Source organism: Micromonospora sp. NPDC049580, from assembly GCF_040675595.1.
GTDB lineage: Bacteria > Actinomycetota > Actinomycetes > Mycobacteriales > Micromonosporaceae > Micromonospora.
Genome location: NZ_JBFAPG010000173.1, coordinates 1 through 11,053, shown reverse-complemented (window position 1 = coordinate 11,053; position 11,053 = coordinate 1). Strand labels below are relative to the sequence as shown.

Below are 11,053 nucleotides of genomic sequence, written 5' to 3'. Positions count from 1 at the left end.
CAGCGCCGCCGCCAGCGCCGGCCGCCGGGGACGCTGGGGCGGGAGTCCTCGACCGGGGGGCGCGGCACTGGCTGACCGGTGCCGTACAGGCCGGACCGGCTCGGGCCACCACTGACCGGAGAGCCACTGACCGGGGCACCGCTGACCGGGGCACCGCTGACCGGGGAGCCGCTGGTCGGGACGCCGCTCACCGGGGCGGCCGGCGAGCCGAACGGCAGGTTGGCGAGCAGGTCGTGCAGTACGAGGGCGGACGGTCGCTCGGCCGGGTCGTTGGCCATGCCGAGGCGCAGCACGTCGATGAGCTCGTCCGGTACGCCCGGGAGGCCGGGTAGTGGCTGGTTGAACATCTCCAGCACGGTCACCAGGCTGGGGTTGTGCTCGGACTGCCAGCGGGGCGGCCGGCCGTGCATCACCGCGTAGAGGGTGGCGCAGAGCGCGTACACGTCGACGGCCGGCGACGGCGGGCTGTGGCTGAACATCTCCGGCGGCGCGTACGCCGGGGTGAGCACCTCCAGGGTGACCGAGGCGTCGCGCGCCTCGGCCAGCACGGCCAGCCCGAAGTCGGCCAGCACCGCCGAGTTGAAGTGCGAGTAGAGGATGTTCGCGGGCTTCACGTCCCGGTGCAGCACCCCGGCCCCGTGCGAGTGCGCCAACGCATCCGCGATCTTGATGCCGAGATCGCGGGCCTCCACCGGGCCGAGCGGCGAGCTGCGCATCCGCTCGGCGTACGACCCGTCACAGAGTTCCATGATCAGGTATGGGTGCTGGTCGACGGTGACGCCGACGTCGAAGAGGTCCACCACGTGCGGGTGCGACGACATCCGCCCGGCGGCCCGCGCCTCGCGCAGGAAACGGGCCTGGTCGCGCTCGCTGTCCAGCGTGCGGTTCTCGACCTTGACGGCGACCTCTCGGCCGACCGAGATCTGGGTGGCCTGGTAGACGGTGGCGTAGCCGCCTCGGGCAAAGACCCGCAAATCAGTCAGACCGGGCACGATCGGCACCGGCAAGCCACCGGTCGGGGTGTCGGTCACCGCTCGAAAATACCCAACCCGGCCGGCGGCTCAGCGCGCCGCGTCCGCCGGAGCGGCACCGGCCGCGCCGGGCGCCTCTCCGGCGCCTCCCGGCACGTCGACATCGGCCGACGTGGAGGCAGCGGGCGCAGCGGAAGCGGGGGCGGGAGACGCGGCAGCGGTGTCGGCGGCGGCCGGCGTGCCCCGGCGAGCGTCCATCCGCAATCCGACCGCGGTGGCCACCGCGCCCAACCCCTCCCAGGCGGCCACGCCGAAGAACCGGTCCGGGGCGATGTCGGCCAGCACGGCGATGCTGAACACGGTGAAGGTGACCAGCCGGAAGACCACCGTGAACCGGTAGAACGCCCGCCACTCGGTGACCGTCGCGAGCAGGTAGTAGACGCCCATGTTGAACGACGCCATCGAGGACGCCAGCAGGAACGTGCCGGTGTAGTCGCCGGCGCCACGCGTCGCCGGCACCTCGAACCCGAGCAGGCGCAGCTGCGCCTCCGGCCAGAGCAACCCGACCGCGCCCATCACCAGCGCCAGTACGCCGAAGACCGCGATGGTCCACCCCGCGACGGAACGCGGCAGCTTCATGAGGGCCTCCCCAGGCACGGCGACGGTCGCCACTGTGGACCACCGCACGGTGGTGACACGCTAGCCCCTCACCCCGACCACCACATCCCCAGAACCGCCAAAACCGCCCCACCCCACCCCCACCCCACCCGCCACCCACCGCGGCGATCATGAAGTTATTGCCACCGATATCGGCGTGTCGGCGCAATAACTTCGTGATCAACGGGCGGGAGACCCCGGGCGGGGGCCCGGGGCGGGGGAGGGGTTAGGGGAGGGTTAGGCGGGTTTGGAGGGCTTTGGCTGCTGCTCGTTCGCTGCGTTGTTCGGTGGCGTACGCGAGGCGGACCGCCTCGTCGGCGCAGGACCGCGCCTCCGCCGCGTGGCCGCAGGCCGCCAGCGCCTCGGCGAGCACGCTCGCCGCGATCACCTGACTGCGCACGTCCTCGGCGGGCGCGGTGACCGCCCGTCGGGCCCAGTCCAGCGCCTGCTCCCGCTGACCGTGGGCGAGCAGCGCCGACGCGTACCGGGCCATGGTCTGGCGGCGGGAGAAGAGCAGGGAGGGCGCGTTGGCGGCAGCCGTCGCCACCGGGGCGAGCAGCCCGACCGCGGTCGCCGGATCACCGGCGGCCAGTCGGGCGGTGGCCAGCAGCACCCGGGGCGCGACCTGCGCCGGCGCCTGCGGGTTGTGCGGTTCGACGGCCGTCAGCACCGCTCGGGCGGCCTGCTCGGCGGTCTCGTGGTCGCCCATGTCCAGCGCCACGAAGCCGCGCAGCGTGCCGGCCATTCCGGTGAGCAGCGGGTGTGAGGTCTGGTCGGCGTACGCCAGGGCGTCGGTGAGCAGGTCGGCCGCGTGCTCCGGCTCGCCCAGCCCACGGGCCACGACGGCCCGGACGACCAGCGCGAACCCGCGCCCCCAGTCGTCGGACGCGGCGGCGAACTCGCGGTACGCCCGGCGGGCCTCCCGGTCCGCCTCGGCCAGCTCGCCCAACTCGGCGGTGGCGAACGCCGCGACCGCGCGCAGCGTGCCCACCGCCCACGCCTCGCCGACCCGCTCGCCGAAGGGCAGGAAGACCTGCGCCATCCGGCACGCCTCGCGCAGCCGACCGGCGAGCAGCCGGGCGAACGCGGTGGTGCCCCGCAGCCAGGCCCGCCCGTACGGGTCCTTCAGTTCGGCGAAGAGCCGGGCGGCCCGGCCGAGGACGGCATCGGTGCCGGCGAAGTCACCCCGGGTCGTGGTCACCCAGGCCAGGTTCTGCAGCGACCAGGCCTGCCCACGCCGATCCTGTGCGCTGAGGCTGACCTGGTAGGCGGCAGCCAACCGGCTGCTCGCCTGGCTGAGCCGACCGGCCACGAAGTCGCCCATGCCGAGCCGACGCATGGCGGACGCGCGCAGCGCGGGCAGCCCGCCGGCCGTGGCCACCTGCAACGCCTCCTGCCAGGCGGCCTCCGCCCGACCCTGGTCGCCGAGGGTCTGCTGGGCCTGCCCGGCGAGCAGCAGGGCGCTGGCACGGGTGGCTTCGTCCCCCGCGTTGGCGGCGATCTTCTCGGCGAAGGCGAGCGCGTCGGCGACCCGGCCGATCTGCAGCAGCGCACGGGCGTGCACCACCCGGTCGGTCGCCGGTATCCCGTCGCGGGCCAGCTCGCTGGCGCGTTCGGCGTACTCGACGGCGAGCGCGGGCTCCCCGGCGGACAGCGACCGGCGGGCGGCCCGGCCGAGCGCGGCGACCCCGAGCGGGACCACGGCGCGGGCCGGCGCGTCCGGTCGCAGTTTCACCGCGTCGGCGAGCGTGGCGGCCCGCTGGACGTGCATGGCGACGAAGTCGTCGCGTGCCTCCTCGGTGAACCCGCCCACCCCGCCGGTCGTGACCCCGTCGACGGGCGCCGCCCAGCGGGCCAGCGCGGCGTGCCGCTCGGCCAGTTCCGCCTTGCTCACCCCGGCGTACGCGGCCTCTCGCATGAGCGGGGTGGCGAACGCGTAGCCGGCGCGGGTGCGGTGCAGCATGCGGCGTTGCAGCAGCTCCTCGACGGCCCGGTCGAACTCCACGGCGACCACCGCCGAGGGCCTCCCGTCGCGGCCGGCTCGCTGCTCGCGCAGCGCCTCCAGCGCGCCGGTCGGCACCGTGTCACCGACCACCGCCGCGTCCCGCAGGACGGAACGGGCGTCCGGTGGCAGCGCGTCGATCCGGGCGGCCAGGACGGCCGCGAGGTCCCGGGAGAGCAGCCGGCTGCCCAGGGAACCGGGTACGAGGCGCCAGCCGGCCGGCGTGCTCGGGTCACCGGACGCGGGCCGCTCGGCGGTCAGCGCGCCGCGTTCGATCAGCAGGGTGACCAGCTCCGCGAGGTAGAACGGGTTGCCCTGGGCGGTGGCGAGCAGTCGGTCCGCGTCGGCCGGTGGCAGCTTCCCGCCGCCGAGGTAGCTGGTGAGCAGCCGGGCGGCGTCGGCGCCCCGCAGCGGCGGCAGGGAGTGCACCTCGGCGTCCGCGACGCGGGTCAGCGCACCGGCGGTGCGGACCAGCTCGGGGCGGCCGAGCAGCAGCACGAGCACCGGGCCGGTGAGTCGGGAGAGGGTCCCCCCGAGAGCGCGGATGGTTTCGGGGGTGGCGTCGTGCAGGTCGTCCACCACGATCACCAGGGGCGCCTCCGAGGCGAGCCCGCTGAGCAGGTCGGCGACGGCGTTCGGCACCGCCTCGGCATCGGCGGGCGAGGCGGTCGTGCTGCCCCACTCGCCGTTGTCGGTGCCGCCGTGCACGGGCAGTTCGGCGTACCCGAGCAGGGTGAGCAGTTGGTCGGTGGCGATCGCGGGCGTCTCGCCGGCGGAGCGGGCGAGCCGCTGACCGAGCCGCCGCAGCCGCTCCTCCACGGCCGGCCGGGTCAGCGCGGTTGCCGCGTCACCGGGCAGACCGACCGCGGCACGGACCAGGTCGGCCAACGGCGCGAGCCTGCGCCGCTCACCGAAGGCGGCGCACCGCACCGAGAGCACCCGGGCGCCGGTGTGCGCGGCGTACCGGCCGGCGCCCACGTCGTACCCGGCGGCGAGGCGCTCGACCTCGGCGGCGAACCGGGACTTGCCGATGCCCGCCTCGGCGGTCATCAGCAGCACCCGCGGGTCACCCTGGTCGATCACCTCGGCGAGTCGGCCGGCGACCCGGCCGATCTCGGTCTCCCGGCCCACGTAGGGCGCCTCGTCGCCGAGACCCGACCGGGTGCCCGGCGCGTCCAGCAGGCCCAGCAGCTCGTACGCCTCGACCGGCTCGCGCTTGCCCTTGAGCCGCAGCGGGCGCAGCGCGCGCCAGGAGGCGACGTGCCGGGTCGCGGCGGCGGTCCGTCCGCCGGCGTAGACCGCGCCGACCGCGGCGGCGTCGGCCAGCCGGGCGGCGGTGTTCACCGTGTCGCCGATGACCGTGTATTCGATGGCCGCCTGGATGCCGGCGATGACGTCGCCGGTGTTCAGGCCGACCCGCAGGCCGAGCGGCGCACCGCCGCCGCGCTCGTCGTCGAGCACCCGGCGCACGGCCCGCTGCATGGACAGGGCGGCCCGGACGGCCCGTTCGGCGTCGTCCTCGTGTGCCACCGGCGCCCCGAAGACCGCCATGATCCCGTCGCCGGTCAGCTTGTCGACGTGCCCGCCGAACGTCTTCACCGCCCCGGCGAGGGAGGCGAGCACCCGGTCGGTGACCGCTCCGACCCGCTCCGGGTCGAGGTCCTCCGACCAGGAGGTGAATTCGGAGAGGTCACCGAAGAGCACTGTGACGACCCGACGCTCGGCCGCCGGCAACGTGGCGGCGGCCGGCAGCGCGGCACCGCAGTTGTGGCAGAACCGTGCGCCGGGGACAGCGACAGTTCCGCACACCGGGCAGGTCACATGTGCTCCAACCCACTGACCCCCGGCGCGGATTCCCCGGTGTCGACGCCCAGATACTCCAACTGGGCACGGACCGACCATTCCGCGGCCCACCAGAGCGAGCGGTCCACGTCGGCGTAGACCGCCGCGACCACCTCCGCCGGTGTCCGCGCGCCGGCGGCGACCGCCGCCCGGACCTGGTCGAGGCGGGCCCGGCGGTGGGCAAGGTAGAAGGTGGCGGCGGCGGCGCAGTCGGCCAGCGCCGGGCCGTGCCCGGGCAGCGCCGGAATTCCGGTGTACGCGGACAGCAGCTCCAGGCTGCTCAGGTAGTCGCCGAGGTGCCCGTCGGGGTGGGCCACCACGGTGGTGCCGCGGCCGAGGATGGTGTCACCGGTGAGCACCGCCCGCTCGTCGCCGTGCTCGACGACGAAGCAGACCGAGTCGGCGGTGTGCCCCGGGGTGTCCAGCAGTCGGATGCCCAGGCCGAAGCCGCCCAGGTGCGCATCGGTCAGGGGCGTACCGCCGATGGTGTGCGCCGGGTCGACGGCGAGGACGTGCACCCCGCCGAGCAGTTCGCTGAGCCGGGCGGCGCCCTCGGTGTGGTCGGGGTGGCCATGCGTGATCAGAATCAGCGCGATCGGGCCGTGCGCGGCGATCGCCGCCAGGTGCCCCTCGTCGGCCGGCCCGGGGTCGACGACCACCGCCGGTTCACCCGGTGCCGCGCGCAGCAGCCAGGTGTTGGTGCCGTCGAGGGTCATCGGGCCGGGGTTCGGCGCGCGCAGCAGTGTCACCCAGCTCGGCAGCCTGTCGGCCAGCGCCGCAGTCGCCCCAGTCACGTGCCCGCTCATGGCTGCGATCGTACGACCCTGCCCGCCACGGCCCGCGATCATGCAGGTCCAGCCCCTGATTCATCCCTGTTCAGGGCTTTCCTCCGGGCGCGACGGCGCACGATCGCGGGACGGTGGCGGTGCGGTCAGGCGACCTCGACGATCAGTTCGATCTCCACCGGGGCGTCCAGGGGCAGCTCGGCGACCCCGACGGCGCTGCGGGCGTGGCGGCCGGCCTCGCCGAAGACGGTGCCGAACAGGTCGGAGGCGCCGTTGATCACGGCGGGCTGGCCGATGAAGCCGGGGGCCGAAGCCACGAACCCGGTCAGCTTGACCACCTTGACCACGTTCTCCAGGCCGACCAGCGAGTCGACGGCCGCCAGCGCGTTGAGCGCACACCGCTGGGCCAGGTCCTTGGCCTGCTCGGCGGAGATGCCGGCACCGACCTTGCCGGTCGCCAGCAGCTTGCCCTCGGCGATCGGCAGCTGGCCGGAGACGTAGACGTGCTGCCCGGACTGCACGGCCGGCACGTAGCTGGCCACCGGCGGCACCACGTCGGGCAGTTCGAGGCCCAGCTCGGCGAGCTTCGCGTGGGGGCCGTTGCTCATGCCTTGGGCCGCTTCAGGTACGCCACCAGCTGGTCGGGGTTGGGGCCGGGGACCACGGCGACGAGTTCCCACCCGTCCTCACCCCAGTTGTCGAGGATCTGCTTGGTCGCGTGGACCAGCAGAGGGACCGTGGAGTATTCCCACTTCTGCATCGCTGGAGGGCTCCCTCGTGGTGCGGACTTCGTCGGGCACAGCCTACGGTCCGCTGGCCGGACGAGGCGCGGGACGCTGCTCCGGCGTGGCCGGCAGCTCTCCACAGGGCCCCTGGTGCTCGTACCCCTGGGGGCAGCGCGACCGGTCGGGCAGCAGCAGGTCGCAGAAGACCCGGTGGCGGTTGTTCTGGTCGTCGGCGTTGGACACGGTGGTCTCGCCGGCGTCCAGCTCCGGTAGGAAGCCCAGCGACTCGGCGACTCGACCGGCCAGCAGGGTCGCCGAGGCCAGGTCGGGCACCCGGATCGGCAGGTGGATGACGAACCCGGGCTCGTCGTCGTCCCGCAGCCGCTCGCCGGGCCGGCTCGACCCCCGGATCACCTCCGGGGGCTCCGGAACCCGACGGTACGACCGCTCGTTGATGGGCAGGCTGCCGAACGGCCCGCCGGCCACCTCTCCCACGGACCCGGGCCGGCGTTGCCGCTCGTTCGTCGGGAACTGGGTGCGAGGGATGTTGTCCGCATCGCGCATGAACTGCCTCCGGTCGTACCTCTCGGACCACGCTTCCGGCCCGGACCATTCATCCGTTCCGGCCCCCGCACCGGACGAAGGTAGGTCCACGGCGACAGTCCCGCCAACAGGACGCGCACGATCAGTCACCGGCAGTCACATATGCGACAGATGTTGGGCAGGAATCCCGACTGCGAGTGATCTCACGGTCTGGACGTGCGCGCGATGCCAAGCACCGCGCGGTAGGGGCGACACCGAACCGGCGGCTGGCCGCTACCCTTCCGGTCGGACGGTCGCACAGCGCCCGGCCGCCCGCTCGATCTCGCTCGGCGCCAGGGGTGGCGGCCGGGCGCCGCACCCCCGGGGGAACGAGATGACCCAACCGCCCAGCGGCGACCAGGCCGGCCCGCGCGCTCTTCCGTCGGCGCCCCCGGATTCCGCCGGTCAGCCCGAGACGCCGACCATCCCCGGACAGCCCGGCCCGACGGCCTCCGGCCAGTCCGATCCGGCGCCTTCCGGCCAGCCGATCTCCGGGCAACCCGACCCGACCGCCCCCTTGAGGGAGTCCGACGGGGCGACCGTCCAGGAGCGTCCCGGCTCGCCGACCGCCACCCAACCCGGCCCGGCCGCCCAGCCCGCACTTCCCGGCCCGGCCGCCCCTGCGGGCCCGTTCGCCGCTGCGGGCCCGTCCGCCCAGCCAGGCCAGCTCGCCCTTCCCGGGCAGCCCGCTCATCCCGGACAGCCCGCGCCGGGGGCGCTCCCCGCGCAGCCGGGCGTGCCGACCCAGCCCGGCCCGCCCGCTGGCGTCCCGCAGACCGACGACCCGGCCGGCACGCCGCAGTCCCCCGGGGCCCCGGGTGCGATCCCACCACCCCCGCCCGGCTACCCGCCGTACCAGGGCACCGTCGAGCCGAAGAAGAAGCGCGGCCTGCTGATCGCCGCCATCGCGCTGGTCGTGATCATGGTGCTCTGCGTGGGCGGCGGCGTCGTGGCGTTCCTGACCCTGCGCAACGCCGAATCCGGCGAGGGCGCGAAGGAGCCGGCGGTCGCCGTCGACGAGTTCCTCACCGCCGTCTACAAGGACCGGGACGCGACCAAGGCCGCCAGTCACGTCTGCGCCGCCTCTCGGGACGACAAGAAGATCGCGGCGAAGGTGGCCGAGGTGCAGAAGTACGCGTCCGAGTACCAGAACCCCCGGTTCAAGTGGACCACCCCGAAGGTCGACAACCAGACCGGCGACCGGGCCACCGTCTCCACGCGCATCACCATGACCACCGCCGACGAGAAGGTGGCCGACCAGGACCTGCGCTTCACTGTGGTGCAGAAGACGGGTTGGTGGGTCTGCGAGGTCGCCTGACCGGCAAGCCTGGATAGGCTCGACGGGTGCGTGCAGCTGAGCGGCCGTTCGACCCGGCCGGTACCGGATGGTCGGCCCGCCTTCACGTGGTGACCGGCAAGGGCGGCACCGGCAAGACCAGCGTGGCGGCGGCGCTGGCCCTGGCGCTGGCCGCCGGTGGCCGGCGCACCCTGCTGGTGGAGGTGGAGGGCCGGCAGGGCATCGCCCAGCTCTTCGGCATCGAACCGCTGCCGTACGAGGAGCGGCACCTCGCCGACACGCCGGACGGCGGTGAGGTGCGCGCGCTCGCTGTGGACGCCGAGGAGGCGTTGCTCGAGTACCTCGACATGTTCTACAAGCTGGGCGCGGCGGGCCGGGCCCTGCGCAAGCTCGGCGCCATCGACTTCGCCACGACCATCGCCCCGGGTCTGCGTGACGTGCTGCTCACCGGCAAGGTGAAGGAGGCCACCACCCGGACGTCGGGGCAGCGGCGCGCGTACGACGCGGTGGTGCTGGACGCGCCGCCCACCGGTCGGATCGGCCGCTTCCTCAACGTCACGGCCGAGACGGCGCGGCTCGCCAAGGTCGGCCCGATCAAGACCCAGAGCGAGGGGGTGTCCGCGCTGTTGCGCTCCCCGATGACCGCCGTGCACGTGGTCACGCTGCTGGAGGAGATGCCGGTGCAGGAGACGGTGGACGCCATCGCCGACCTGACCTCGCTCGGCTTCGGTATCGGGAAGGTGATCGTCAACGGCGCCCGACCTCCGCTGCCGGCCGGCCCGGCGGTCACCGCCGCGGAACTCCGGCGCGGCCTGGTCGCCGCCGGGCTGCCGGCCGATCAGGACATCGTGGCCGGGTTGCACGACGAGGCGCGAGACCAGCTCATCCGACGCGAACTGGAGGATTCGCTCCGCGCCGACCTGGTGGAGTTGGGGCTGCCGATGGTCGAGCTGCCGTTGCTGCCCGACGGGGTGGACCGGGCGGCCCTCACGACCCTGGCCCGCGCCCTCGTCAGCGCCGATTGACTCACACCTGAGCTCGGCACGGGCGCATGGACCGACGCGGCCCGATACGCTCGATTGGTGCCTTCCGAAGACGCGGCGCCGCAGCTGGACGTCGACCAGATCCTCGCCGACCCGGGCGTGCGGATCGTCGTGTGCTGCGGTGCCGGCGGGGTGGGTAAGACGACCACGGCCGCGGCGCTGGCGCTGCGGGCCGCCGAGCACCATGGCCGGCGCACGGTGGTGCTCACCATCGACCCGGCACGCCGGCTGGCCCAGTCACTGGGCCTGACCGAGCTGGACAACACACCCCGTCAGGTCAAGGGCATCGACGTCGAGGCCAGCGGCGGTGAGCTGCACGCCATGATGCTGGACATGAAGCGCACCTTCGACGACGTGGTGCTCCAGCACACCGACCCGGCGAAGGCCGCGGAGATCTTCGCGAACCCGTTCTACCAGGCGATGAGCTCGACGTTCGCCGGCACGCAGGAATACATGGCGATGGAGAAGCTGGGCCAGCTGCATGCCCGGGGCGAGTGGGACCTGATCGTGGTGGACACTCCGCCGTCCCGCTCGGCGCTGGATTTCCTGGACGCGCCGGCCCGGCTGTCCCGCTTCCTCGACGGCCGGATGCTGCGTCTGCTGCTGGCACCGGCGCGCAGCGGCGGACGGAGCATGTTCAGCCTGGTCACGGCCTCGTTCGGGATGTTCTCGAAGGTGGTGCAGAAGGTGCTCGGCGCCCAGTTGCTCACCGACCTGTCCGGCTTCGTGGCCGCCCTCGACTCGATGTTCGGGGGTTTCCGGCAGCGGGCCGAGCAGACGTACCGCATCCTGCAGGCGCGGGAGACGGCCTTCGTGCTGGTCGCGGCGCCGGAGCCGGACGCGGTCCGGGAGGCCGCCTACTTCGCGGGCCGGCTGCGGGAGGAGAAGATGCCGCTGGCCGGCCTGGTGCTCAACCGGGTGCACCGACCGGTGGTCCCGGAGCTGGACGCCGAGCAGAGTGGGGCCGCCGCGGAGCGGCTGGCCGAGCTGGGTGGGCACGAGGCCACCGCCGACGTGCTGCGGGCGCACGCCGCGCTGGCCCGTCAGGCGGTACGCGAGCAGCAGGTGGCCGCGCGGTTCACCGAGGCGTTCCCGGCGGTGCCGGCGGTGTCGGTGACGGCGCAGCCCGCCGACGTGCACGACGTCGAC

General features: G+C 74.1%; 9 protein-coding genes and 1 pseudogene. 3 read left to right on the top strand and 7 right to left on the bottom strand.

The features are described 5' to 3' along the window. The 7 genes and pseudogenes from AB0J68_RS16300 to AB0J68_RS16270 form a co-directional block, all read right to left on the bottom strand. Window positions 1-1,031, bottom strand: a 1,031-nt coding sequence (locus tag AB0J68_RS16300; protein ID WP_363939156.1) for a serine/threonine-protein kinase, incomplete at its 3' end; no start/stop codon positions are given. A gap of 201 nt (window positions 1,032-1,232) precedes the next feature. Further along, a pseudogene (locus AB0J68_RS16295) lies at window positions 1,233-1,610 on the bottom strand (hypothetical protein); the annotation flags it as partial. Between the two features lie 244 nt (window positions 1,611-1,854). Further along, window positions 1,855-5,451: an adenylate/guanylate cyclase domain-containing protein gene (locus tag AB0J68_RS16290; RefSeq protein ID WP_355064890.1), complete on the bottom strand. Its 3,597-nt coding sequence runs from the start codon at window positions 5,449-5,451 to the stop codon at window positions 1,855-1,857. Further along, window positions 5,448-6,278, bottom strand: coding sequence for an MBL fold metallo-hydrolase (locus AB0J68_RS16285; protein WP_363939155.1), 831 nt, complete (start codon window positions 6,276-6,278; stop codon window positions 5,448-5,450). Before AB0J68_RS16285 ends, AB0J68_RS16290 begins: the two co-directional genes overlap by 4 nt. 125 nt (window positions 6,279-6,403) lie before the next feature. Next, window positions 6,404-6,865: a RidA family protein gene (locus AB0J68_RS16280; RefSeq protein WP_007466196.1), complete on the bottom strand. Its 462-nt coding sequence runs from the start codon at window positions 6,863-6,865 to the stop codon at window positions 6,404-6,406. Then, complete coding sequence (locus AB0J68_RS16275) at window positions 6,862-7,017, bottom strand: DUF4177 domain-containing protein (protein ID WP_007466198.1); 156 nt, start codon at window positions 7,015-7,017, stop codon at window positions 6,862-6,864. The genes AB0J68_RS16280 and AB0J68_RS16275 overlap by 4 nt, the downstream gene beginning before the upstream one ends. Before the next feature lie 43 nt (window positions 7,018-7,060). Further along, window positions 7,061-7,546 (bottom strand): hypothetical protein, encoded by a 486-nt coding sequence (locus tag AB0J68_RS16270; RefSeq protein WP_354856521.1) that lies wholly within the window; start codon window positions 7,544-7,546, stop codon window positions 7,061-7,063. Between the two features lie 754 nt (window positions 7,547-8,300). Here AB0J68_RS16270 and AB0J68_RS16265 point away from each other — a divergent pair. The 3 genes from AB0J68_RS16265 to AB0J68_RS16255 form a co-directional block, all read left to right on the top strand. Further along, the gene (locus AB0J68_RS16265; RefSeq protein ID WP_354856551.1) at window positions 8,301-8,882 is read left to right on the top strand and encodes a hypothetical protein; all 582 of its coding nucleotides are present in this window, start codon (window positions 8,301-8,303) and stop codon (window positions 8,880-8,882) included. A 26-nt stretch (window positions 8,883-8,908) separates the two neighbouring features. Next, entirely contained in the window at window positions 8,909-9,886 is a 978-nt protein-coding gene (locus AB0J68_RS16260; RefSeq protein ID WP_363939153.1) for an ArsA-related P-loop ATPase, read from the top strand. 54 nt (window positions 9,887-9,940) lie between these two features. After that, window positions 9,941-11,053, top strand: a 1,113-nt coding sequence (locus AB0J68_RS16255) for an ArsA-related P-loop ATPase (protein ID WP_363939151.1), incomplete at its 3' end; no start/stop codon positions are given.